The organism is Paenibacillus sp. FSL W8-0187 (genome assembly GCF_037969755.1).
Taxonomy (GTDB): domain Bacteria; phylum Bacillota; class Bacilli; order Paenibacillales; family Paenibacillaceae; genus Paenibacillus_AQ.
The window spans coordinates 3,633,798-3,658,842 of sequence record NZ_CP150206.1; the positions used below are offsets into that span (position 1 = coordinate 3,633,798).

The following is a 25,045-nucleotide window of genomic DNA, read 5'->3' on the forward strand; positions in this document are numbered from 1 at the left end:
CTATTCCCTCCTCATAGCAATAAACTTAGTTATAATACTATCTTTATACAGTGAACTAAATGAATCTATAATTTCATTTTTAGCTGGGTTCTCACCGTAAAGTAATTTAACTGTCTCATAAAAGCTTATATACTCATCACCCAAATGATAGTTTATAATTGAAATTAAATGATCTGTATTTAAGGAGGCAACAAACGCTAATGCCTCAAGTAAATAATCAGGAATTATTACCTTCTTATCTAATCGTGCAGCAATGGCTAAGGCTAACCACCCTTTACCTTCCTTATTTGCTAAACGCAAAATTTCTTTTCCGTAAATACTGATATCTAAGCTATTTATTTTTTCAACAGAGCTGTCTTGATCGGTCTTACGTTTGTAAATATCCTTTCGTATTACTGCTTCTAGTATGTTTTTATTTCCTTGCTTGATAAATTCCACTTCAAAGGTGTTAGTTGCATAAAAAACTGAGATGTAACTATTATCTTGACAAAACTCATCTAGTTTTTGTTTGCGATCTATCCCCGACTCTTGCGATTGTTTGCATTTTTTTTGAAATTCTTTATCCACATACACTTCGTCATCTAATGGTACGATTGATAAATCATTATCTGTGACAATTGCGCATTTTCTTCTGATACGTTCATCCGAAAAAAGAACCGCTATATTAGTAAATTGTGTGCTTCCGACGTTAATTAGACTAACTCCTATTTCATCGAGCGTTATCCCAAATACCTTCTTTACCATTTCAGGGATAAGTATTAATTCAGCATCCCCCTCAACCAAAATCACCGACTTTGCGAACAGCAATGTCGATCTCGTGGCATCTAAATAACGTTCAATCCTTTTTACATCATTTATATGCAATCCACTACTTGGTTGAGAAACCTCACAACAATTATTTTCAATATAAACTATATTTACTGAAGCAAGTGAACACGATGATGAAATATGGCTTGAATGAGTAGTTAATATGATTTGTGTATTTTCATGGCTATGATATTTTTGAAATAAGGTTTTTTGAATATGATTGTGTAAGTGAGCCTCTGGCTCTTCTATAAGTAAAAAATGAGCTGCTTTATTTTGTTCGTGATCGAGCCGATTATACTCCTCAAGTTTCAAAGCTAGATAAAGCAAATTAGCTCCACCCAGACTCATCTCATACAAATCTCCAATGTATTCTTCACCCGCAAGTTCTCCTGCTTTAATATTCAAGGCTTTTAGAGTGTGTTTAAAATCATCTGATAAGTTTGAGTTAATTTCAATTCGAGGCGCATATGTATGGCCAACTGTTTTATGTAATGATTGAGAAACTCCAGTTGCCAGTTCTCTAATCTCAGGTAAATTTGTTATATGCCAATTCAAATCTTTTATCGTAGTACTGACAGTTTCAGTGCTTGATTCATTAATGTTTAAGTTGCTTAACAGTCTAAGTAGCGGTGAAGTTCTTGGATTTTTCAAATCCCCGATAACATCTCTAAGAGCTTTAGCGTATGTACATGCAAAATCGTTTTTAAAAACGTACTGGTTCGCCGGTGTGCCTAGAAGGCTACTATCTTCTTCATCTGGATTAGGAAATATGTATCTAGAGAAATCCCCAACTAGAGTTGTATATACTTCATCTTGGCTGAAATCTGCTAATCCTCTTCCATACAAAACCGACTCATACTGATTAATTTTTAAAGATGATAGGTAATCTGAAAACTGCTCTTCTTCTGCTAATTCTTGACTCATTTCAAATAACTTTTTACGAACTTCATATTTAGGTCTAAAATAAAGATTTAATGAACCACTATTATTAATAGTATGAGTTCCCTGAAAAACAAGGGCTTGTGATGAATCGTCATTAGTGAGGTTATCGAAATGTATACTGATGACGATCCAATGTCCCCGCCAATTCAAAAGAGAACGATTAAAATCCGTATCGAGCAGGTTAGTTGATGATCTTGGCAAACTATCATCAATAATGAGTCTGAGTGCAAACAGGGCATTTGTTTTTCCTGATCCATTAGCACCAATTATTGTATTAACACCTTCATTAAAAATAAAATTAGCTTTCTGAAAGTTCCTGAAGTTCCTTATTCTCAGACTGGATATATGCATAATAGACCCTCCTCTTGTTGTATATGCACTATTACTTTTCAAAACCAATACATAATACCTACACAATACGTACTTCTATTAGGAAATTCTACCATAATCCTTAGTTACTATATATATCCATTATACGACAAAGAGGACAGCAAGTGCTGCCCTTAAAATATGAATGTATTTATTATTGTGTCACAATCCAAAGAGACTGTAGAATAATTATTGTTTTCAGTTGTTTTAGTATATGTACATTACATAGTATTTTGTACATATGTAGATAAAGTTATTTAACTACACTCAATCGATTTATCACTACCTACCCGACAGCATTACCCCAGATACTCCCCTTTAGCTTAATGAAAACGGAAGCCGATTATCTGGTCGGCTCCTATTCAACTCTATTATTTAACTAATCTCTGGAAAACGAATCATAACGGTCGTACCACACCCTACCCCGCTGCTAATGTGGACAGAACCTTGATGTTGATCAACGATCCAACGCGCAATCGATAGCCCTAGACCCGCTCCATGATCCCCTCTATTTCTAGAGGAATCTCCTTTGTAAAAGCGATTAAAGATGAGTGGCAATTCGTGTTCCGAAATACCCACTCCGTTATCCTTGATGGTTACGAGAACTGATTTCCCCTGCCTAATACACTCAAGATCGATTTGCCCATCCGACTGTGTAAATTTAATAGCATTGTCCAACAAAATCATGAACAATTGTATGAGACGATCCTCATCTCCATTTATGAGAAATTCCGGGCCTTCGACATGAAGCTGTAACCGCAACTGCTTGTAATCCATTATCGGTTCCATATTTTTTGCAATCTCTTTAATAATCCCGTCAACTCGCACAGGGTTGTATAAGATGACTTCCTCATGAGAATCGCCTCTTGTCAGAAGAAGCAGCCCGTCTACCATGTTGCTCATTCTTTTGGTTTCTTTCAGAATGGCTGAAATTGGAGCGCTTTCTTCCTCAATCGTATGATCGGGATGGCGTAACAAGATTTGCGTTTGCCCTCGGACGACCGAAAGCGGACTCCTCAACTCGTGAGAGGCATCTGCAACGAATTGCTGCTGCTTGTCCCAAGCCTTCTGAATCGGAATGAGCGCCCGTCTAGCCAATGCGTAACCTGAGATGATAGATAATAACGCGCCGATGCCGATTCCGATACTAATACTCCATAATAACCGATTCAAATAATACATCTCGGCAGAAATTTCCGTAAATATCTGAACTGTTTTTAAAGGTGTGTTAGACAGCTCCTCGACTACTGGCAAATTGCCTTGATAGGGTCTGCTCACGAATCGATAGGTTTTCTTACCCACGCGTATCGACTCGGGTCCCATGTGGTTTTGTTTTTCCCGAAGCATTGAACTCAATAGAATATATGGCCATTTATAATATACGCTTTGAATCAAGGTACCGTTGGAATCCCAATAAAATGCCATCATAAAACGTTCCGGATCCTTCGAATCAATGCTAGTGACTTTCTCCCCGTTATTTAGAGAAGTTTGATACATGTTGTCAATATTAAACACCAGCTGACGGTCAATGTCGGAATAGATCCGATAGCGAGCCAGCCCGTATAACGCTCCCCCCAGCATGATGAGCAAGCAAAATACGACCGTGCTGTTCCATATCGTCATTCGTACTAGCGTGCGTTTAATCATACCGGGGTCTGCTCTCCTTTTATTTGGCGGATTTGATGTATTGATTCACTTGCTGCTCCAATATCGGAAATGGCATATTACCGTTTCGAAGAAGAACGGAATGAAATGCCTTGATATCGAAGCTATCCCCGAGTTCGCTTTCCGCCTTCTCTCGAAGGGATTGAAATTGCTCCGATCCGATTGCATAGTTTCCTTTTTGTCCCGGATAGGCAATGACACTGTCGATAAAAGCATCGTCCCCCATTCCGATGACACTCACCAGATACTCATTAGCTTGTTCTCTTGTCCACTTCAGCCCATGGATACCCGTATCTATCACGGTACCTATGGAAAGATTTGCCAAACGGATTAGTACCTTGTTCCGATCAAGCAAGCCCTTCTCCGCGCATAAGCTTTCCATATAGACCGCCCATCCCTCTACGTATCCATGCGTCATCGTTATTTTGCGGATTAATGGAATGGTTGGTTGATCATATTGAATCGAAAATTGAAAGTGATGTCCTGGAATACCCTCATGCAACGCAAGCATTTTAACCATTTCTTCGGAGGTCGGGTTTTCGAGCGGAATGACAAATCTCCCGCTCCTATCACCATCTATAGATAAGGGGATATACATTCCACCTGCCGACGCGAAAAGAGCCGAATACGGTCGCACATCTACTGGATGGTTCGGGATAAGCTCCTCTTCAAACCAATCGGACAAGTAGGGCGTGGCATCCGACAGACTGCTATTTAACGCTTGCAGTAATTCATCTCCGGTTAGGAATCTGGCTGCAGATGTGGTCTGTGCTTGACCCGAAGCCCCACTTCTTAGCTCCTTCACGATCTCTTCTACCTTGCGTTTAGCGATCTCGTGCATTTCCTGAGGACTGAGGTCCGTACCCGTAGTAAGTTTGAGCCTTGCAGAATAATACTCGCTGCCGCCCGGCTGACTCCAGATTCCTTGGCTCACGGGTGCTTGTTTCATAAGATCGTTCTCGATCATATCGGCAAGTTTGCCGTAAGAAGCCAGTACATGATCGGTTAGGGTTTGCGCTAACGCTTTTTTTAGCTTCTCCTCTTCGGAGAGATCGAGTTTTAACTCGGTTAATTTCTCTGCATATAAACTGTACAGAATCGTTTCTTCCGGTTCCGTATCTCGCAAATTGCTGTAACTCGTAAGCATTTCCTTAAGAAATTCAGAAGCAGGGACAATACCTTTCGCCCGTCTGTCTTGGATTCTATCTATGACATGCGCGACTTTATCCGAAAATCCGTTTAGCGCAACGATATAATTTTTTGCATCTGCTTGATTGCGAATCGGATAGTTGTTCGCGAAAAACGGCGGAAAAGTGGATAGGGAAAGGTAGTCATTCGTGTCCAAATCCCAATATTTATATACTTGCAGCTCCGCGCTCAGGTTCCATTTGAGGATATCGTAGGTGAGTTTGTCTTCCGGGGAAAGCTTGGTAGAATCATAGTCATTCAATTTTTTAAGAAAACCATTTCTCTCTTCGTTTAATTGTTCGTAATCGGCATCCGACAGGTCCGTAAGCTTAGTGGGATCCCATCGGATTCCCTCCACATTTTTCACGTCAAAATAAAGCTGTTTCTCAGGGTCATGCTTAAGCGTATCAATCGCCATCTTCTGAATCATGGTGCCGAAGTCCTCTGATTTATGTTGATCCGGCCATAACAAACCACCTACAGTCAGCAAGACAAGTAGTCCTGCTATCAATAAAATAGTCAATCTGGTGTTCTTAAACATCTGTCTTACAAGGTTCATGCATTAATCTCCCCTCTATAGAGTATAAGAAGAATATATAAGATGAACCTTTGATTTCCCTTTGAAAAACTACTCGTTTATTCTAAGTATGTAGCCCAAACCTCTTACGGTTTGAATATATTGATCGGCATGCCATGAAGACAGCTTCTTCCGAAGATAATGGACATAGAGCTCAACGATGCCAATTCCCGCTTCCGAATCGAGTCCCCAAATTCGGTTATAGATTTGCTCCTTCGTCACGATCTGCTCTTTATTCATGAGCAGGTACTCAAGCAGCTCATATTCCTTTTCTGTTAAAGTCAGCTCTTCTCCTGTGACCGTTATTGCTCGATTTCTAACTTGAATAGCAATCGGCCCGTAGCTAATCTGCTCTTCTTGATTAACCTTGCCATAACGGCGCATCAGCACTTTAGCTCTGACGATCAGCTCTGGAATCTCGAATGGCTTCACCACATAATCGTCCGCTCCGATCGTTAACCCCTTTACCCTGTCGTTTAATCCGTCTTTTGCCGTCAGACAAAGAATCGGGGTATCAACTCTTTGCTGCCTCAGCTCTTGGATGAACGTAAATCCATCAACCTTAGGCAGCATAATATCCAAAATAATTAAATCGAACTCGCCGTACAATGCGTGATGCAGGCCCTCTTCTCCGTTATGACACTCCGTAACTTTATGCCCTTCATCCTGCATAACTCTTGCAACTGTATACGATATTCCAATATCATCCTCTACGATCAACAGCTTCATAAGTTCCTCCATGGATGAACAAATATGGGATAGTGTAACATATTTTAATAGGTCTGTGAGTCTGTTACTAATAATATTTCCACTTACTCTTACCGGTCTAGCAATTCCTTGCCAGTATTTTTTTAAATACAACTAGATAATACCAATAATTATTTCGAATACACCATTAAAAGCAAACAAAACATCACAAGCCCTTCAAATTATCCTACCGGTTAGCTGATTGCATTAGCTGTAAACTTCAGTTAGATACTTATCTAATCGGGAATCGGCACATGTTCTTGTCCTTGGCTCGGGACAAGAACATGTACCGATAAAATAAAAAAGCCGCTAAATTAGCGACTTTCAATGGGAGCATGTTCTTGTCCCTCGACAATAACGTTCTTTAATCAGAGGACAAGTCCCCCGACAATTCTGTTAGCTGAACAATGGCAGCCGATCACGTTGGTTAGCTGCCTCCATTGTTTTATTGAGCTATCGTTTCCCGTTAGTCCAGTTCAGTAACCAACAATCTCTTCGCTTCGAAATGTATCCTGATAAGTGTGTCCAAAGTGATTTTTTTGCCATGAATTAAGAATTCTTCGAATCAATTACCCGTCATCTTATATTTCTCCTGCTGGTCAAACCATTTGAAAAATGCTTCTCCTGTCGGCTCCAACATACGATGAAGTGTGGGAGTGACGACAAACAATCCGCCTTCAAAATCTATCAGGCTGACAAGTGAATCCTCTGTTATCGAGACATCTATCCCTGTAACGTCCACATAAACCTCGTAATAGAAATCTTCCTCCGGAGCACCTCCGTTGTTATGCGCTCGAATTCGCAGATTAGATTGATCAATACCTTGCGATAATGTCCAAGCGATCATGACGTCAAATGCTTCTTTCTTTACTTGGTGCCAGTTCATCCCTTCGTGCCGACAGCCTTGTAATATGCTGCTCGGTAAGGTTGAAGTTCAATAATTTCTTTTGTTTCTGTTTTGACGGGTTCGATTGGGATGTAAATATCCATTTCATGCTTTTCAGGTGGTATACCGAGATGGGTAGCACAACGCATATCATAGTGTTCCATGATTGGACCGGGAGCTGTTTGAAACGACGAGCTTGGAAACCATTCCTTGAAAATATGGTCATACGTTCGTCCTATCGACTCCCCAACTGGTCCAATCGCTGTGAACCTGGCATATTTCGTTTTAGGGATGAGACGTGCTATGGTCCCTGACGGTACATGGTCTACGCTTGTCACTTCGATCCCGATAAAATAAGTGTACCCGCTTTCGTCTCGATCTACAGTCAGTGCATAATCAATTTCTTTTTCTGGCTCAACCCGCAAATGTGCGATATTGCCGAAAGTTTGTTGCCATTCATAGAAATACTGTTTCCACAGATCGGGCGAAGATACACCATCTTCAAATCGGCATTCTATCCCAATTAGTTTCATCGCTGGTTTTGTTACGATCATCGTATGTGGCTTGGTTTTTATCAAGGCTTCAGCTCCCTGTTGCTGCAGTGCGAGATTAACAGCGTGGAATGTAGGCAAAAGAAACCGTCCCCTCCGATAGTTTTCTGGTGTTATTCCATACACGCGTTTGAAAGCTCTTCCGAATACATCATGGGATTCGAAGCCGTAGTCATATGCGATCTCCGTTATTTTATCATTGCTATTCCTTAATCGTTCGGCAGCAAGATCTAATTTGCGACCGCGTACATATGACATGACGGTGAAGCCGGTGTACGCCTCAAACACACGCAAAAAATGTGACTTAGAGAAGCCGGCTAACGCTACAAGCGACTCACTCGGAATGTCTTCCTGCACATGCGATTCGATATAATTAAGTACGGATTGAATTCTTTGCTTATAGTCCATGGATGTGCACCTCCATGGCGTTCATTGTAGCATGGAGAACAATTGGTTTCTCGATGTTTTTTCTCATATCGGCGGAGAAACACGGTTAGTACGTAATCCTGCCCGTTAACTTAATGAAATTGCATGGAAACCCAGTTAGATACATATCTAATCGGTAATCGGCTCATGTCCTTGTCCATTTCGGCAATCGGTACAAGTTCTTGTCCTCGACTCGGGACAAGAACTTGTACCGATAAAACAAAAAAGCCGCTAAATTAGCGACTTTCTATGGGACTAGTTCTTGTCCCCCGACAGGATGACAAGAACTTGATACATTAATGACAAGAACTTGATAACATTCCCCACCCACCTCCGTATTACTCCAGGCGTACATAGTTCGTGTTACTGTGTAGCGATGCAAGAATATGATTGTAGTTAAGTTATTCGTTATAAAAAGAAACGGCCATCCGGGGAAGGATGGCCTTAAAACTTGCCGTTGATATCGCGGTGACTCTTATCATAAATATAATGCATTGTTACACTATCCTACCTGTTCGTATAATGAGGTCACCAGAACTTACTGGTCGACCTCCTTTTTGTGTGGTCATAAGATTGAGATGGCCGGAGATCGAACGTTTCTGCCCATGGGATTTGATCCCGAGAGCGATACCCAGGTGCAGTTCACTGTTGGGTGGCTGCCTTCGGCTATCGTGTCCAGTTAGCGTAATCACGATGGTTAAGTCCCTGCAGAGACATGGTCAATACGTAGCTGTTAAGACTAATGGTATCATTACGAATCAGTGACTAATCAATTCACCCAGATCTGGCGGACGACGAAAAAGTGTTGCCTGCTCGAAACTATAGGCGATGCTTATTAACGTGGGCTCACTGAAAGCCCTCCCGGAAAAGACAACACCAAATGGACCCTGCGTCGAATCTCCATCCGCATCAATTGTTCCTTTGGCTGAATAACCGGCGGGCACCGTTATAAGGGGATACCCTAATCTGGCAGCAATGTACATACCATCAATATCACCGGGTAGCATTAATGCATCTAAGCCGTGTTGATCGAGTGCATAGTCAATTCCTTGCGATACTGTCGGATGGTTATATTCTTGACGTTTAAGTTGATAGGTTGTCTCGTTTAGTGCATTTTGTTCCGAGCGAATCAGATTATCTTGGCCAAACTTCAATGAGGAAGCAGCGTGCTTCTGATTATAAGAAATCAATTCTTGAAGAGAATGCACGGGCATATCCGAGCTCAACTTCGATAAATAGTGATTCAGGCCTGTTTTGAATTCGTAGCAGATAACATCATTGTTCCATGGATGCTGTTCCAAATAGAGGTCCACAGGATCGATAACTGTAGCACCTTGCTCACGTAGAACATTAATGGCGGATTCCATGATTGAAAGTCTTTCTTCATCCAATGAATCATAGTAATGTCGGGGAATCCCAATGCGAGCTTTACGCAGAAAGTCTCGGTCGAGATAAGTTGTATAGTCTTGAGAAGTACGTTGCGGGCTAGTCCATGTTGCCTCATCGTTTTCGTCAAAACCGACGATTGCTCCAAGTAGAATCGCTGCATCAGTGACTGTCTTGGAAATTGGTCCTGGTGTATCCTGACTTATGGAGATTGGGATTATGCCGCTGCGGCTCGTAAGCCCTATAGTAGGCTTTATTCCAACGAGAAGATGTTGGCTGGCCGGCCCAATAATCGAACCTGCGGTTTCTGTTCCTATCGCTGCTGCTGCCAGGTCCGCAGCTAGTGCTGCAGCAGATCCTGAACTTGACCCGCTGACGAAGAGCTTGCCAGGTCCATATGGATTCAACACATATCCACCCCTAGAACTGAATCCAGCAGGCATACGGCTGGACATAAAATTCGACCCCTCGGTCATATTTGCCTTACCTAGAAGAACTGCGCCAGCAGCGCGGAGTTTTGCGGCAATAAACGAATCTTCAGGAGCAAACGACTCAGCCAATGCGATTGAACCAGCGCTCGTATGCATTCGGTCGTGTGTATCGATGTTATCCTTGAGCAGGATTGGTATTCCGTGAAGAGGCCCCCGACTACCTGTTGTTTTTAGCTCAAAATCGAGACTCCTTGCGATTTCAACCGCATCTGGATTAATCTCTAATACAGCATTGATCAAAGGATTATACCTATGAATTCTTTCGATATATGCTAGAACGAGGGCTTCGGAGGTACATTCACCCGTAGCCATTGCCTTTTGAATGCTGACCAAATCAGCGTCCTGAATCCAATCTTGCAAGTTGATGCTCATATATTAAGATACCCCCCAGTGATGGTAAATTATAGGACAATAATAATACGGTAACATTCTGTCTTACTACGTGTATAGGTAAAGTTTCGATATAATAAAAAAGTATCTTTGGGCATTGCAGGAGAGCTTATACATATCCGAACATCAATATTGTATCTAAAGAAAACTGCCCGTAAGCACAACGAGGCTACCGATCATGACGGCAGCCTCGTTTAAGTTAATTATTAAGTTATAGTTTCCCGTTAGCGTAATGATATTAATCTCAGTTATTCTTTGCGTTAAGGAAATCATCAATTAGTTCAATTAGATGGGGATTCTTTGTATGTCGACGATAAAAAAGAATTGATTTGGACCATATGGTCCTGTTTTCCTTTTGGATCGCTGTACGTTCTCTATCTTTTTCAAGACAAGTTATTTGTTCTGAAGACATAATATGTACTTCCATTCCGTCAACAAAGAAGTTGAATTGCCAAAACCCGCCTTTATTTATTGGACTAGGATTATATTTTTGAAATAACTTGTGGGCAATCTCAAAGTAATCCCACTGAATCATAATATCTAGATCATCCATTTCAAAATCTTCAATACCATGTACAAAAAGTGAAGTTGAAGCATCGAAGCTATACGGAACATTTCCATCATCAAGGTCTTTAACGACTCTAAAAACTAATTCCCACCACTTATTTGACAATGCATGATCCATTTCAACTCCCCTATTCGTTAAATTAAGCCAATCAATGAAGGCCTCCTCAGTTACCTGTATTCTCGAACTTTGTTGCGTAATCCTGCCCGTTAGCTGAACAAAAGCAGCCAATCCACGTTGAACGGCTGCCTTCTAGGTTTTTATTGAGCTATCGTTTCCCGTTAGTTCAATGAATGATTAACAACATGAAAACCAGTCACTTTGTATCCGTCAAAATTAGCTTTAAAAGTAATTTGAACTATACCCGAGTAAGAATTTGTAATAACTCGTCCCACTAGTATGAACTCATGTTGAGGATAAGAGTTCGATTTCCTCAAAGGTAAGATATGCTGTCTATCGATGAGAAAGTTACTAGCATACTCTTTCCTAAGTACGTCCATGATCTTTGGACGAAGTTCAAAAATAAGAACTTCTTCCAAGCTCTTATGTTGAAAGTCGACATTATTCATAGTTGGCGACTCATCGCTGTATGCATCAACACCATCCAATATTGTAAAGTTGATTACCCCTATGGCCCAAATCAAAATAATACATCTCCACCACATGAGAAATATCCTCCATTATTTTTGGCTATTTTGCCCATACAGTTTCAAACTATACTGCCCGTTAGTTGAACAAAAGCAGCCGATCCACGTTGATCGGCTGCCTTCTTATTTTTATTGAGCTATCGTTTCCCGTTAGTTTACACTAATGCGATTTTGTTTTCACTATTCGTATTACCATCTACATTGCTTTAGGCTTTCCCTTTCTGGTACATTGCTTTTTTTTCTAACTTTAATGATTTTTATTCCGTTCTCAGGTGTATCGATTAATGTGAAAGTGATTCTTTCATATGAAGGAGCGTGATGTCCTGAATAGTTTAATGCACTTGCAATAACTAAATGTCTTCGTGTATTGCGGTTAATTCGCTCAACGCTATCTATCCTTGGACACATTATAAAATCCGGAAAGTCCTTCTCGATTACAGAAAAGTATCTTGTATACAATGTTTCCTCCAGAAGTTCTTCTTTAGTTGGTCCAACAGGTTCATACTTCCAGCCTACAATGATCCAATCATAAAGCTCTTGCGAAGTTAATCGGATTTTATTTTTGTTCTTTGTAAGTACAATTTCACCATCAACGGCAGTGCATCTCTTGATAAGATGACCCTTACATTTATACGCTGGCTCTAAAGTTATTAGATCACCGTTGATCATGTTTATTTTTAAAAGTAATGGAACTTTATCAGCTTCTAACTCAGTTGCCTGTTCGCTTGGACTTGAAGTATTAATCCAATTAATAACCCTTCGAATAATCCTTTCATCATATCCATCTGTCATTCTGAAAATCCTTGAATTATCTGTTCCCTTTAAACGAATTACTTGTATTGACGAAACTTCACTATCAGTTAGTTTTATTAAATTTGTTCCGTCACTAGCTTCTGCTAATAAATGTGTTGAGGAAATTATTCCAATAAGCAAAAGGAACACAGTTAGTTTCGTTTTCTTCAATTTTCATCACCTATGGATAACCTCACCATTTTTTTGGAAAAGTATGTACCCATAATTCAAACGTTTCATTGAACTATCCTGCCCGTTAGCTTAATGAAATTGCATGGGAACATAGTAAGTACTTATCTAATCGGGAATCGGCTCATGTTCTTGTCCATTACGGCAATCGGTACAAGTTCTTGTCCTCGACTCGGGACAAGAACTTGTACCGATAAAACAAAAAAGCCGCTAAAATAGCGACTCTCAATGGGAACAAGATCTTGTCCCGCGACATTTTTAGAGTCTTCCCTATTGCGGATCTGCCATAATCTATTAAATTCTTCTATAACAGCTTGAGCTGAGATTCCAGATCAATAATGCAGTTGAACTATCTTTCGCATTAGTCATATCGATCCGGCACATATATCGGTGAATACCAACCGCCTGTTCAATCAACCGCAGGGTATTCCGCAGCTCGTCTATAATGACGTCGGCATCGAAAAACATTTATAAAAATTCTCTTCCTTAAAAATATTGGGCAACTATAAGACCAACAATAATAACAATGATTAATACTAAAGTGCCTTTCCAACCTAAACTACCTACTAAATCGACTAAACTACCATACTGAGCCCTATCAATTCCGTCTTTCATATGACCAAATGGATTATTTTTCAATTCTTCTTGTCTTAGTCTTTCTCTTGTTCTTTCAGGAGTTTCATTATCTTTGCTCATTATTTACCCCCTAGGTAAATAATTTTAATTAGATATCCAATACTACTATATTGATGAAGTAATATAATTATAACATTATTATGTTATTTAATAGGAATTAATTGTGAAATTGCATGGAAACATGATTAGATATTCATCTAATCGGTAATCGGCTCATGTTCTTGTCCTTTCAGCGACTTTCTATGGGACCAAAATCTACTTCGAAATAAATGTTTGGTGTTTGATTATGAACTCAGGTTTCGTTAAATACGCCATGTAATTTACCGCTCCATTAAAGCCCAAATATGCCTGATAGCGGGTGCGAATAGCGGGGTGTTCAATGAAATCAAGAACTTTATCCTTCGCCACCCAGCGACTATCGGTTGTTTCCTCAGTAACAGCTAATAACTCCCCACCAACAGGTTTACATACGAAATCAAACCCAACTTGCGTAGGAACATCAGTCACACCATCATACCATTTAAAAATCCCTGTATTTGAATAGACACCAATTAAGTAGCTAACCGTAGTGTCAATTCCACTTTCCTCTTTGATTTCGCGAATCAAACCATCTATCAGATTTTCTCCAACTTCCACTTGTCCACCAGGGTATACCCAACCACCGTCACGAGTTTTTACTAAAAGTATATTTCCTTGCCCATCTTCTACAAATCCACCTGTGGCAATGATATGCGTTGGAAATGGCATATTACGACCTCCTTATGCAGTAATGTTTGTATATTTATTCCACAGCCTTCTCGCACTACCCTGCCCGTTAGCTTAATGAAATTGCATGGAAACATAGTTAGATACTTATCTAATCGGTAATCGGCTCATGTTCTTGTCCATTACGGCAATCGGTACAAGTTCTTGTCCTTGGCTCGGGACAAGAACTTGTACCGATAAAATAAAAAAGCCGCTATTATAGCGACTTTCAATGGGACCATGTTTTTGTCCCTCGACAGTTTGTGTTGTGGCATATAGCTTTTACATTCCGACAACATCGGTCGCCCATTCCATCGCATAATGCTGAGACCTTGATTAGGGTAACAATTGTCAACTGCTGCTGCTCCTGCCTCGTGAGCAAAAACTGCTATTCCGACTTACCACTTTAGCCTCTGCTACTTGTGATTGAGCCAATGTCTCAACGTGAAACATATCATTGTCGATCTTCATGGGACCTCCCTTTTCAGCAATTATGTTAGAAACCGGCTCGCAAATAGCCTCACAACTTAATGTCACCCATTTTGGCAATCGCCGTTCCCCCACATATGACTTCTTCATAAATTATGATTAATTTTATTTCTGAGGAGATGTGAAGATGAAAAAAGGAAAGCACTCACTCAAGAAAGCACACCTTTCACAAACCACCGATCGTTTTCAGCATCGGATGTCTGGCAACACTTCCATTAATGTTGGACATCGACATCGCTATTCGGGTATAACTGGAGCAGCAATCAATGGTCAAGGACCTCGTCACTTCCATCGGTTCCGTCAAATGACTCAATTCGCGGATGGTCATAGACATCTTCTTTCTGGCAGAACGAGTGTGCCGATTCGAGTAAGCGGTTCTACACTTCATCGTCACGGGATTATTATTGAAAACATTAAGCGCATGTAAATATCCTGCCCTTTAGCTATTGAGATTGCATGGAAACATAGTTAGATACTTATCTAATCGGTAATCGGACTATGTTCTTGTCCATTACGGCAATGGGTACACGTTCTTGTCCCGAGCCAAGGACAAGAACGTGTACCGATAAAATAAAAAAGCCGCATTTTTAGCGACATTCAATGGGACTATGTTTTTATCCACCGACATCTATATATCCTCTGACGGATGACAAGAACTTGATAACATTCCCCACCCTTCTTGACTTTCATAGGATACTGTTGGTACAAGCCTGAGTAATTGAGTTAATCTATCCTACCGGTTAGCTTAAAAAGGGAACTGATCACTCTGATCAGCTGCCTACTTTACTTTATTTAACTATCGTTCCCCGTTAGTTGATCCAGTACCTTATCTGGCATCGATAAAAATATAGCTTGTTCACCATGAACATTCAATATCATGATATACACTCGAAGATATTTCAATATAAATTACGAGACAAAGAACAAAATTCAAACCATAAAAAATCCGCGTAAAACGCGGACTTAAATGGATATGTATGATCTTTCCTCTAACAAAAATACTATGCAAGTGGCAATAAACTTTCCTATCTATTATTGAGCCCGCTATCGTCCTTAGTCGTGCGATTGTAGACGACGGTTTCTTTGGTGCCGTCCGCGTATTCCAGGTCAACTTCGTCGATACGTATTGAATCCAAAGCACCTTGATACGTGAAGAGCTCAAACACACCGAGTTCTAACCCCGGTATGACCGGACCGACATATTGAAGATTGAATGAGTTCTTTCCGGAGTGCTCATCATACGAAGGGTCTCCTACGGGATTAAATGTGCTGACCTTCACGGTATAGTAGTTGATCGTTTTGCCGGTCAAATTATCGACGAGCCACGTCAGCGTGATACCGTTCGCTGAATTGACACTGTATCTGAACTCTCTTGGGTCGCTGAAACGATTCTCCGCTGTCACTCGGGTAGCTTCGGGTTCGTCGTTGGCCGTTTCGTTACCTCCTTGATTCTGAGCCGTGGAAATCGTTGCGCCTTTTTCGCCATCTCCGTTGGAAGGTTCGTTTTCGGCATCCACTGTTTGCCCAGCTTTAACTATAGTTGGTTCACTCCGACTATAACCCAAGTCTTCCGCGAAATACACACCGCAGCTGAACGCGATGATAATAGATATTAGAAAAGATAAAAAGATATTCAATTTTTTAGCCATGCTGATGTCCTCGCCTTTTCCGTTATTTGTTTTATAATAACAGATCTAGGTCCAATAGGACAGACAGAAAGTAGTAATATCGAACTATGATTATATAGTAAGACCTAACTCGCAACTCCTTGTTCCTTCTTCTTACATGGAATTCCTGCGAATCGTGAATTGTCCTCTTCCATATCTCCATAATGCCCATGTGTATAAAGAAGCATGGCATTTGCAGGGCTCTCTACTTGTAGGGTTGGTTTATCCTGCTATTTTCCGCCTACACTTCGAATTTCCAGCACTCTAGTGATTTGATTAAAGTTCAAAACAAACCTCCTGCCGGATGTGAAGCCAAAAAATGCGGCAGTTCTACGACTCGTTTCAAATCCATCACTAAATTCCGCTTCACCCTCTGTGAAAAGTCGAGCCTTCATTTTCTTTTCTAGGCCGGCCCTTCTTACCGTTAGTACAGTATTGTCTGCAGGCAAATTGAGTGCGTTGCTAATGAGCCCAGCAGCCAAAAATACATTGTCTCTATTAACATCGACTTGTTCAATGCTGAACGGCGCGGTGGTCTGAGTTCTTCTAAGACTTATGGTTAAAACATTCGTATTTGGGTCAAATTCCAATGTATACAAAAATCAGCGATTAACCAGTCCAAACATTCTTGCGGTTGACGGACTGACATCCAAAAAATTGTTAAACTGTTCTCCTGGACAATTTTGTCCGGCTTCGGCATTTATGGTGACACGTTTTCTTACTGATCTTCTTTGGAATATCGCAGAGATTCCATTAGGAATTTGAAGTAGTGAACTACCGCCTTGAGCACATCCGTCTACAAAAACTACGTTATTCGGAACCGATCTGTTAATCCTTACGATAACTGTTCCCCTGACCAATATAATCATCCTTTCCCGTTGATCCTTTTGAATGAAAATTGGTTGGATAACCACCATGGCATATTATGCAAATCAAACAGCGTGTGTTCTAGTTGACAAGAGCTTGATATCATAAATGACAAGAACTTGAAATCCATTCCCTCCATCCCTCGAATCCGGGATTAAGTAATTGTCATCGGCGCTGACGTCAGCAACTCCCGAGAACCGGAATGTTTGTAACACAAAACTACCTTAACTGCCCGTTAGCGCAACGCGGCTGCCGAACTAAGCTTGGCAGCCGCGTTTTAGTTATTTATTAAACTATAGTTTCCCGTTAGTTCAATGGAAAAAGGTCACCCTACCCCACTGTAGACAGTATCTGTAGCAAAGTTCCGTAGTCTTGTTCGATTCGTGGCATCTACTTGTAAATCGTATATGGTTCACTACGGACGGACTCCCCAGTGTAAATTAATTGTTAATCACTCATCAAATGTCTGGAATAATAACGGCTCTCCGTTTATGTATGCTCTCAATATGGACTGAGCATACGACTGCTCTTCGATCAGACCTTCCGTCTCCAACTCGTTCTCCGCATGGAAACTGTAGGCTTCGATGATTGCCATGATGAAGAAGCACTCCAGCATCGAAATCGTATTTTCGCTCAATTGTCTGACCTTCACATAGCCTTCGATAAAAAGTTTTCTTTGATGTGGCCGAAGTCCCATGACCGCTTGCGCTATATCATAAATATGGTAGCCAAAGCCGCATCTACCGAAATCAATAGCAAACGGTCGATCGTCACAAAACACGATATTCCCATTATGCAGGTCTGCATGAATAATCCCGTAATTTTGTGCATGAGGTGTGAAGGTGTGGATTTGATCTGCAACTTTAGCAGAAGCTTCTGTATACAACTGGAAAGCTTCTTCTGTTATGAAATGATTATGATGCTGCTGTAAATGCACCCAATCCCGGTTAAAGCTCTCTCTTCCCCAAGTTGTACGAGTAAAAGTGTTACTGGGAACAAAATCAACGCTCGCTCCGTGAAGGTCCGCCATCAATTTCCCCATCGCTCGAATATTATCCTCGGTAAGTACTTTTTTATCTAAACGATCCCCTTCGATCCATCTCATCAAGGTCGCATAATACTCCGCATTCCCATCCGTTGTAGCAACGGTAATAAACTCACCATTTCGATTTAGTACACCATCAGGTACAATAAGCCCCTTACTTCTTAAATGGGCTAACCACTCCAGTTCTGAAATCACTTCAGCATAAGATTTATTCCATGTATGAATTCGCAGTAAATAGGATTCTCCCTCACTACTCTGAATACGAAAAGTCACATGTTCAGAAACTTGGATGAAATGGATTAAACTCCAGTCAACATCATAGTTTTGCAAAGCATATAGCGCTGCTTGTTTCGTTTGATTAAGCGTAAGTCGGCGATTGATATCTGTATCCATCTGAAAACCGCTGTTCATGTCGTTTCCCCTTAATAGTTAAATGAGTTTTAGTTATTACATCGATATGGCATTGTTCTTTCTTGTTCTGGTGAATAAATTTCGTAAGTACCTTTATTCATTTCGTCCTTCGTCCAGTCTGTAGTGATTTTTGATAAGCTTTATATCACAGCGCTCTTTTTCAAGGCTTAGTTATCCAAAGAGATTTCATTTTTTTATAACTATCCACATGTTACCACATATTGGAACTATCCTGCCCGTTAGCTTAATGAACTTGAGCAGTCAAATATAGTTAAATGCTTATCTAATCGGTAATCGGAACATGTTCTTGTTCACCGACAATTGAAGATCAAAGCTTGCAATACCCCTTCTCCTGAATTCAGGAAAAACGCTTAAATCATTAATCTCGGGGATGTTCTTATCTCTGAAGAATGGATAACTAGAATTAAGCAGTAGATGACAACAACCCGCTAATACCCATCAAAGAAAACCATCAAGGTTATTCGGTCTCCTGCTTTATTCTCTGCCAATCAGTTAAAAAAATAATCGCTGGAGGTATACCATGGATAATTACGCGCAAATTCTGTATCTAATAATATAGCTTTTTTATCATCTGAGAGTTGTTTTATGGTAATCTGATTAGTCATCTTGATACCTCTTTCGTGTGATTTCAGCTAACGACTTACAGGTTTTAAACTTGAATTACGCTTTACAACTAAGCCTTAGCAATGAAATATTCGTGAAACAGATGAAAATTCCTTTTTTATCCTGCCGTAAGCGCAACGCTTATAGCCAGTCTACAACTTTATTTTCACGGTGCGTCCCCCTAAACCGGTTAAGATATCATTTTTAACCTGCTCTATAAATTCACGGCCACATAAATTTTCAATTGTGCTTGAAGCCACTTCTAGAAGGAGAGTTAGACTAGCATCGTCTATTGGACTTTGAAAAAACGATCTAGCTGTTTGCAGATTGGTCAACATCTGAATCGCCACACTCTTTTTCATCATCTTTTTGCTCAAGCGAAGCTAAGTATTCTTGGTAAGCTTTCTCAGCATTCTTTTTTCCCTGAACATGTTCGCCGTTAGGGAGCCGATATACGCTTTTTGATACAAGTTCGATACCTTCGATAATTTCCGCATTCTCATTTTCTGCGTGGATGAGCGCGGCTATCCCGGACGATGCATCGCTTTCCGTTCCATTCGTTAATAAGATGATTGGGTCAGATGGCAGCGTGATGGACGCCAATACCTTGTAATCGCTGCAGATTCTGGTCCGGGCGCTGACGCAGGCCATTCCGGAGAAATACTGAGCCTTGTCGATCTCAACATTGTTCAATCGACGGTTGAATTAGTATTGGCAGATGCATATATATTATGGTAATATCTAGTAAATACGAGATTGGGGGGGAAATGATTGAGATTAGGGCGCCAGCTTTTTATCTTATTTACCATTCTCATTTTATGCGGATGCAGCAGCGGACAGGATTTGGTGAAAATAGCGAAGGAGGATCTTGGAATTGTAAGCATCGCTGACGGTCGGAAGGTTTACTACGGAATGAAACGCGCCGACGTGGAAAGCGTACTAGGGCAAGGGAAAGAAGCTGAAAGAGGCGTGATCAAATACGATTCCGGTGTGGAACTGTTTTATCGGGATGACGAGGTAGCGGCCATCATCATGGAGGAAGAAGCGAAAGGAATTTATAAAACGGCCCAAAATGCAGAGATCGGGATGTCGAAAGACGAAATCGAGCAAATCTATGGAACCATTCATATGCCGTCAAAGAAGGAACTACCTCTGACTTATGTCTATAATATGAAAAAGGGCGTTTTTCTGGAAGAGATCTCCCACAGCACCGAAGAAGAGGCGAAAAATTTGCTACTGATCATTGCATCCGTCGATAAAAACAGCTTACGCACTGATATGTTCTTCATATACGACAGTTATTATCTGGGATATGCTAAGTGAGGAAATAGTGAAATACGAGGGGACATTCCTCATGATCAATGATAATGATTTTGACCAAGGACGATACACCACATAGTTAAGCAGGCTGCAAAGGCCTGCTTACTTTTATTACATGAATTGATGACGCAGCTGAAGGAGCAGCCACCAGTAGGGAAATGTGGCGCCCGCGCGCCGAACGTCTGCTGTCCAGTGAAAATAAAGTATTTTCTTAGTGTTTAGGTTAAAGTAAGTCCCCTGGTTAAGAACTACATGCTACCCGCGTAGGTTCTTTAATTAGTAATTGGAAATGGAATATAATGAGGAGGACGTAGCCCAAGCGAAGGCGCGGGAGCGTCCTTTTTATTGAACTAACGGGCAGTTTTCTTGAGCAAGTTGTTGACTAAGGTGACGGGAAAGAGTAATATTTAACCAATATCCGTAAATCAATGATGGAACAAAAGTAAATCATTAAACTCTTCACAGGAAAGGGTTTCATGACTGAGAAAACCCTAGAGTACTGATTGAAAATGCCAGTTCCAGAGTATGACTAATACCCATCGTTTTGACCCGTTATAGTCAATTAAGGTGGCTGTGTGAAAATACAGCAACCTGGGTGGTACCGCGATTAATATCGTCCCAGAGCATTTTGCTTTGGGGCGTTTTTTATTTTGGGAGGAGTCTATATGATATTAGAAAAAGTTATAAATAGAATTGTAATACAAAGTGAATATAAGGATTTTGTTGATAAGTATATAGATAATATACTTACCGAATTTAAAGGTAAGATTCATAGCATTTATATGTGTGGCTCGATTCCAAAAGGAACTGCTAAACCTTTTAAGTCAGATGCAGACTTTACTATTGTATGTGTAAATCCCAAAGATATTGATTACGAAAGATTGTCAAATATTAAAGACAGGCTTTTGGAAGAATATCCAGTAGTAACTAAGATTGATACGACAATTTGCTCGATTGACGATGTATTAAGTAAACCAAATGATTGGGGTTTTTGGGTAAAGATCATTTGTGTTTGTATATATGGTGATGACGTTGGTGAAAAAGTACCACCGATAATTATTTCTCCAGAGTTCATTTTAGACTTAAATGCAGAGACCAAGAAGGAAGTAGATCGTAGACATCGTTTACTTTCTAATGCTAGTGATAACACAATGAAAACTAGATTAATTAAAGGTTACTCTAAGAGATTAATTCGTGCATTATACTCTTTGGTTTTAGAAGATACAGGTGTATGGCAAGATGACATTATTAAGATGAAGAATGACATATTAAACTATTGTGAGATTGACACCGCTTTAGTTGATTATCTGTATGCTTGTTACTTGGATAGTAATGTACTTGTTGAAGAGTTTCTGGGAATTGCAGATGAAGTATATAGCTATTTTGAGAACTCCTTAAATGCAATGGCTGTCCGGGTCACTCAGAGAAGCGAGTGACCACATCCAGCCCCCTAAGCCCGTCGGGACGTCACTGGTAGCATGTTTTGAAACAAGAGACAGCTTCGAGGTTTCGTCAAGTATTTTTATTAGTACACTATGTCGCATTAACTCAACTGCTTGTAATCCCATATTAATCGCCTTGCTTTCAATGCTTAAAACTTCTGCTTTAGGATCTATAAATTTCTTCACAGTCTCTTGTACCAATTTTAGGACATTATTATTTATTAACGTCAAGTTACTCACCCACTCATTTAATACTTTACCGAATTATACCGCAGTTCTAAGCTTTAGTGTGAATAAGAGTTCTATACACTTGTTCCACTAACCTGCCCGTTAGCTTAATGAATTGCATGGAAACATAGTTAGATACTTATCTAATCGGTAATCGGCTCATGTTCTTGTCCATTACGGTAATCGGTACAAGTTCTTGTCCTCGACTCGGGACATGAACTTGTACCGATAAAACAAAAAAGCCGTTAAATTAGCGACTTTCAATGGGATTATGTTCTTGTCCCCCGACATTTCGATATCACTAAATAAACACCATTTTTTATCGGAAAAAATATAAGTTAAAAAAACACACAGCCGGCTTGTAGATGCCTTTTACGAGGGTCAAGGTGGTGGTCAATTCGTTGATTTCCTTAAAATGCTGATAGCAAACCGCCCTAACGTGGAGATTCAAGATGAAATTCAAGGTATTGTTGAAACCTTGGATGAACTCGTTCAGTCTCTTCCAGTTAATAAACAAGAATTCCTTACCGGTAAGGAAGCTTAGCAACAATACGGACTAAAGGCTGATCTGCCGTAAAATAAAAGAATGCTCTTGGATCGTTAAGCTAACTGGCAGTTTTGCGACAAAACACAGCATGTACAACTTAAAGCAAACACTAGCCCTCAACAGCGCGGTCCTCTTAGGCCGCGTCTTTTGCATTTATTTCCTCCATAATGAACGACAAAATAAATTATACCCGGGTAATATTGATTTTTTATTTTTACCCGGGTATAATTGGTGATGCAATCAGAGAGGAGGTCAGCATGAGTAATGCCCTAACGCACTTTTACTGCACGGCATTTTTGGGTGTGGGAGTCGTCACCAGTGGTTCATTACAGCACGTTGTTACTACAGTGAAGGAAGCTCTGGATGACAGAGACCTCACACAGCTGCTTATATTTGACGATTCCACAGGGAAGCCAATAGATGTTGATTTTCGTGGGAAGACAGAAGATGTGCTCAAACGATTAGGAGAACAGTTTGGTGACCTACCCGGTACGGAAGTGAATCACCAGCCTATACGGCGGGTCGGTCGACCCAAGCTGGGGGTTGTATCCGGTGAGGTTACGTTATTGCCACGGCATTGGGAATGGCTCAAGAGTCAACCTGGAGGGGCGTCGGTAACATTACGAAAACTCATTGATGAGGCTCGCCGTGCTGGAGAAAAACAGAACAATATCCGAGAGTCACAAGAAGCCACATATAACTTCATGACAGCTATGGCCGGGAACTTCCATCAATACGAAGAAGCTCTACGGGCACTGTATGCTGGTGATTTGGATCGTTTTTACCACTTCATCGATGACTGGGCACCTGATATCAGAAACCATGTCAAAAAATTAGCCGCTAATGCATTCCCTGAAGGGAACTTATAAATGAGAGCATGTGAGGCGTAAATAATTAAAAAAGGAACTACGAAAGGAGCCGCTATGACAGAGTTTGATTCTATTCGTTACATCGAACCATCGCAACGCGCTGGCATGAGATTTATGCAACGAGGCATTGAGGGCAGCATCGTCATGTTGAACCTGCTGCGTTTTCGTGATGTTGCCGATTACACAGCCAATCCTGAACTAACACCGGAGGTCCCAATCAGCGGTGCCGAAGCTTTCAACCGCTACATTGAGCGCACCCTCCCATTTCTCCGTGAAAGCGGAGGTGAAGTGCTGTTTCTTGGCGATGGCGGAGAGTTTCTTATCGGACCCGAAGACGAAAGATGGGATCTTGTTATGCTGATCCGCCAGAGCAGTGCGCAGTCGTTTCTTGCTTTTTCAAGTCATCAAGACTACCTGGCCGGTATCGGGCATCGGACTGCAGCGATCGAAGATTCACGCCTTCTGCCTATGACAGAATTTCCGATATCGAATTAATTGGAGGAGAAGATGATCATGAACATCCTGAAAGTAAACGACGTCGATTTGGCCTATGACAGTTTCGGTAACGAAAATGACGAGGCTATTATCCTAATCGCCGGGCTTGGAACCCAGATGATCCGATGGACGGTTTCGTTTTGTCGGATATTAGCAGCGCGGGGCTTTCGCGTGATTCGCTTTGACAATCGCGACGTAGGTTGCTCGACGCACTTTAGCCATTATCAGACGCTGGATTTTGACGCACTGGCGACTGCTCTCATGTCGGGACAGCGCCCGGACATCCCTTACACTCTCGATGACATGTCCAACGACGCTATCGGACTGCTCGACGCCCTTTCAATTGACCGGGCACATTTCGTTGGCAGGTCGATGGGCGGAATGATCGCCCAGATTGCAGCCAGTGAGTACCCTGAACGGGTTTTATCACTTACTTCCATTATGTCCAGTTCCGGCAATCCCGCCCTTCCGCAATCTTCCCCGGAAGTCATGGCGATGATGACTACACCGGCGCCGAACCCATTTGAGGATGAAGCAGGATTTTTGGCGCACAGTCTCGCTTTTGCCAAACGCATCGCAGGCACCGGCTATCCGTTTGAAGAGGACGCTTATCGGGCGCTCATTCTGGAGGAAGTCCAGCGAGCCTACGATCCAGGCAGTGTCGGACGACAAATTGCTGCGATCGCTGTCTCCGGTGACCGGCGTCCGCGGCTGGCGACCATAAAAGTACCAGCACTTGTCATTCATGGGGTGGACGATCCCCTGTTCGTCCCAGCGTGTGGCGAGGACACGGCTTCTGCCATCCCGGGCGCCGAGCTAATGTTGGTTGACGGCATGGGACACGACCTGCCGCACCAACTGTACAAAGTAACCGCTGATGGCATAGAGCGAACGGCTCGTCGCAATTGACACGCGCTTCCTGAATAGCAACCAGCCGGAGTCCCGCTATGTCCAATGGGGCTGAGTAGGCCCAGGGGAGCAGCGCTAATCAATTTGCACCCTTGGCGCGTACGACCCGGGTGGAAGCGGCGGTGCTCTTGGAA

The 25,045-nt window shown here is 41.4% G+C and carries 20 protein-coding genes; 6 read left to right on the top strand and 14 right to left on the bottom strand.

Going from position 1 to position 25,045, the window contains the following annotated elements; translation table 11 throughout:
• From MKY48_RS16275 to MKY48_RS16325, 11 genes are all read right to left on the bottom strand, one after another.
• Entirely contained in the window at positions 1-2,100 is a 2,100-nt protein-coding gene (locus tag MKY48_RS16275) for an AAA family ATPase (RefSeq protein ID WP_339293438.1), read from the bottom strand.
• Between the two features lie 393 nt (positions 2,101-2,493).
• Complete coding sequence (locus tag MKY48_RS16280; protein ID WP_339273305.1) at positions 2,494-3,765, bottom strand: HAMP domain-containing sensor histidine kinase; 1,272 nt, start codon at positions 3,763-3,765, stop codon at positions 2,494-2,496.
• 19 nt (positions 3,766-3,784) lie between these two features.
• The gene (locus MKY48_RS16285) at positions 3,785-5,530 is read right to left on the bottom strand and encodes a DUF885 domain-containing protein (protein ID WP_339293439.1); all 1,746 of its coding nucleotides are present in this window, start codon (positions 5,528-5,530) and stop codon (positions 3,785-3,787) included.
• Between the two features lie 69 nt (positions 5,531-5,599).
• On the bottom strand, positions 5,600-6,277 hold the full coding sequence (locus tag MKY48_RS16290) for a response regulator transcription factor (RefSeq protein ID WP_339273308.1): 678 nt from the start codon (positions 6,275-6,277) through the stop codon (positions 5,600-5,602).
• A 583-nt stretch (positions 6,278-6,860) separates the two neighbouring features.
• The gene (locus MKY48_RS16295; protein WP_339293440.1) at positions 6,861-7,181 is read right to left on the bottom strand and encodes a hypothetical protein; all 321 of its coding nucleotides are present in this window, start codon (positions 7,179-7,181) and stop codon (positions 6,861-6,863) included.
• Complete coding sequence (locus tag MKY48_RS16300; protein WP_339293441.1) at positions 7,178-8,140, bottom strand: AraC family transcriptional regulator; 963 nt, start codon at positions 8,138-8,140, stop codon at positions 7,178-7,180. Before MKY48_RS16300 ends, MKY48_RS16295 begins: the two co-directional genes overlap by 4 nt.
• 776 nt (positions 8,141-8,916) lie before the next feature.
• Positions 8,917-10,407, bottom strand: a complete 1,491-nt coding sequence (locus MKY48_RS16305; RefSeq protein WP_339293442.1) for an amidase family protein — start codon at positions 10,405-10,407, stop codon at positions 8,917-8,919.
• Positions 10,408-10,669: 262 nt separating this feature from the next.
• Positions 10,670-11,110: a hypothetical protein gene (locus MKY48_RS16310; RefSeq protein WP_339273312.1), complete on the bottom strand. Its 441-nt coding sequence runs from the start codon at positions 11,108-11,110 to the stop codon at positions 10,670-10,672.
• Between the two features lie 716 nt (positions 11,111-11,826).
• Positions 11,827-12,600 (bottom strand): hypothetical protein, encoded by a 774-nt coding sequence (locus tag MKY48_RS16315; RefSeq protein ID WP_339293443.1) that lies wholly within the window; start codon positions 12,598-12,600, stop codon positions 11,827-11,829.
• Positions 12,601-13,104: 504 nt separating this feature from the next.
• A complete protein-coding gene (locus tag MKY48_RS16320; RefSeq protein ID WP_339273314.1) occupies positions 13,105-13,314 on the bottom strand; it encodes a DUF6366 family protein in 210 nt (69 codons plus the stop codon).
• A 195-nt stretch (positions 13,315-13,509) separates the two neighbouring features.
• Positions 13,510-14,001, bottom strand: a complete 492-nt coding sequence (locus MKY48_RS16325) for an NUDIX domain-containing protein (RefSeq protein ID WP_339273323.1) — start codon at positions 13,999-14,001, stop codon at positions 13,510-13,512.
• A gap of 613 nt (positions 14,002-14,614) precedes the next feature.
• Between MKY48_RS16325 and MKY48_RS16330 the strand changes: the two genes are divergently transcribed.
• The gene (locus tag MKY48_RS16330) at positions 14,615-14,914 is read left to right on the top strand and encodes a YmaF family protein (protein ID WP_339293444.1); all 300 of its coding nucleotides are present in this window, start codon (positions 14,615-14,617) and stop codon (positions 14,912-14,914) included.
• Between the two features lie 598 nt (positions 14,915-15,512).
• Here MKY48_RS16330 and MKY48_RS16335 read toward each other — a convergent pair.
• The 3 genes from MKY48_RS16335 to MKY48_RS16345 form a co-directional block, all read right to left on the bottom strand.
• On the bottom strand, positions 15,513-16,136 hold the full coding sequence (locus tag MKY48_RS16335) for a hypothetical protein (protein ID WP_339273326.1): 624 nt from the start codon (positions 16,134-16,136) through the stop codon (positions 15,513-15,515).
• A 1,336-nt stretch (positions 16,137-17,472) separates the two neighbouring features.
• Positions 17,473-18,477, bottom strand: a complete 1,005-nt coding sequence (locus MKY48_RS16340; protein WP_339273327.1) for a phosphotransferase — start codon at positions 18,475-18,477, stop codon at positions 17,473-17,475.
• Between the two features lie 936 nt (positions 18,478-19,413).
• Positions 19,414-19,704 carry a hypothetical protein gene (locus MKY48_RS16345; RefSeq protein ID WP_339293445.1) on the bottom strand — a complete coding sequence of 97 codons (291 nt, stop codon included), beginning with the start codon at positions 19,702-19,704 and terminating at the stop codon, positions 19,414-19,416.
• Positions 19,705-19,872: 168 nt separating this feature from the next.
• On the opposite strand from MKY48_RS16345, the gene MKY48_RS16350 reads away from it, so the two are divergent.
• From MKY48_RS16350 to MKY48_RS16370, 5 genes are all read left to right on the top strand, one after another.
• Positions 19,873-20,424, top strand: a complete 552-nt coding sequence (locus tag MKY48_RS16350; protein WP_339273330.1) for a hypothetical protein — start codon at positions 19,873-19,875, stop codon at positions 20,422-20,424.
• A 662-nt stretch (positions 20,425-21,086) separates the two neighbouring features.
• Positions 21,087-21,857, top strand: coding sequence for a nucleotidyltransferase domain-containing protein (locus tag MKY48_RS16355; RefSeq protein ID WP_339273332.1), 771 nt, complete (start codon positions 21,087-21,089; stop codon positions 21,855-21,857).
• Positions 21,858-22,895: 1,038 nt separating this feature from the next.
• Positions 22,896-23,507 (top strand): DUF2239 family protein, encoded by a 612-nt coding sequence (locus tag MKY48_RS16360; protein WP_339273334.1) that lies wholly within the window; start codon positions 22,896-22,898, stop codon positions 23,505-23,507.
• Positions 23,508-23,561: 54 nt separating this feature from the next.
• Positions 23,562-24,002 (top strand): DUF1330 domain-containing protein, encoded by a 441-nt coding sequence (locus MKY48_RS16365; RefSeq protein ID WP_339273336.1) that lies wholly within the window; start codon positions 23,562-23,564, stop codon positions 24,000-24,002.
• A gap of 18 nt (positions 24,003-24,020) precedes the next feature.
• Positions 24,021-24,911, top strand: coding sequence for an alpha/beta hydrolase (locus MKY48_RS16370; RefSeq protein WP_339273338.1), 891 nt, complete (start codon positions 24,021-24,023; stop codon positions 24,909-24,911).
• The last annotated feature ends 134 nt before the right edge of the window (positions 24,912-25,045 follow it).

What these genes read in the sequence shown, in the direction of transcription:
- MKY48_RS16340 (WP_339273327.1), bottom strand. Translation starts at nt 18,477, where the DNA reads ATGAACAGCGGTTTTCAGATGGATACAGATATCAATCGCCGACTTACG.
- MKY48_RS16285 (WP_339293439.1), bottom strand. Translation starts at nt 5,530, where the DNA reads ATGAACCTTGTAAGACAGATGTTTAAGAACACCAGATTGACTATTTTA.
- MKY48_RS16300 (WP_339293441.1), bottom strand. Translation starts at nt 8,140, where the DNA reads ATGGACTATAAGCAAAGAATTCAATCCGTACTTAATTATATCGAATCG.
- MKY48_RS16280 (WP_339273305.1), bottom strand. Translation starts at nt 3,765, where the DNA reads ATGATTAAACGCACGCTAGTACGAATGACGATATGGAACAGCACGGTC.
- MKY48_RS16365 (WP_339273336.1), top strand. Translation starts at nt 23,562, where the DNA reads ATGACAGAGTTTGATTCTATTCGTTACATCGAACCATCGCAACGCGCT.
- MKY48_RS16355 (WP_339273332.1), top strand. Translation starts at nt 21,087, where the DNA reads ATGATATTAGAAAAAGTTATAAATAGAATTGTAATACAAAGTGAATAT.
- MKY48_RS16335 (WP_339273326.1), bottom strand. Translation starts at nt 16,136, where the DNA reads ATGGCTAAAAAATTGAATATCTTTTTATCTTTTCTAATATCTATTATC.
- MKY48_RS16360 (WP_339273334.1), top strand. Translation starts at nt 22,896, where the DNA reads ATGAGTAATGCCCTAACGCACTTTTACTGCACGGCATTTTTGGGTGTG.
- MKY48_RS16370 (WP_339273338.1), top strand. Translation starts at nt 24,021, where the DNA reads ATGAACATCCTGAAAGTAAACGACGTCGATTTGGCCTATGACAGTTTC.
- MKY48_RS16310 (WP_339273312.1), bottom strand. Translation starts at nt 11,110, where the DNA reads ATGGATCATGCATTGTCAAATAAGTGGTGGGAATTAGTTTTTAGAGTC.
- MKY48_RS16320 (WP_339273314.1), bottom strand. Translation starts at nt 13,314, where the DNA reads ATGAGCAAAGATAATGAAACTCCTGAAAGAACAAGAGAAAGACTAAGA.
- MKY48_RS16290 (WP_339273308.1), bottom strand. Translation starts at nt 6,277, where the DNA reads ATGAAGCTGTTGATCGTAGAGGATGATATTGGAATATCGTATACAGTT.
- MKY48_RS16305 (WP_339293442.1), bottom strand. Translation starts at nt 10,407, where the DNA reads ATGAGCATCAACTTGCAAGATTGGATTCAGGACGCTGATTTGGTCAGC.
- MKY48_RS16325 (WP_339273323.1), bottom strand. Translation starts at nt 14,001, where the DNA reads ATGCCATTTCCAACGCATATCATTGCCACAGGTGGATTTGTAGAAGAT.
- MKY48_RS16295 (WP_339293440.1), bottom strand. Translation starts at nt 7,181, where the DNA reads ATGAACTGGCACCAAGTAAAGAAAGAAGCATTTGACGTCATGATCGCT.
- MKY48_RS16330 (WP_339293444.1), top strand. Translation starts at nt 14,615, where the DNA reads ATGAAAAAAGGAAAGCACTCACTCAAGAAAGCACACCTTTCACAAACC.
- MKY48_RS16275 (WP_339293438.1), bottom strand. Translation starts at nt 2,100, where the DNA reads ATGCATATATCCAGTCTGAGAATAAGGAACTTCAGGAACTTTCAGAAA.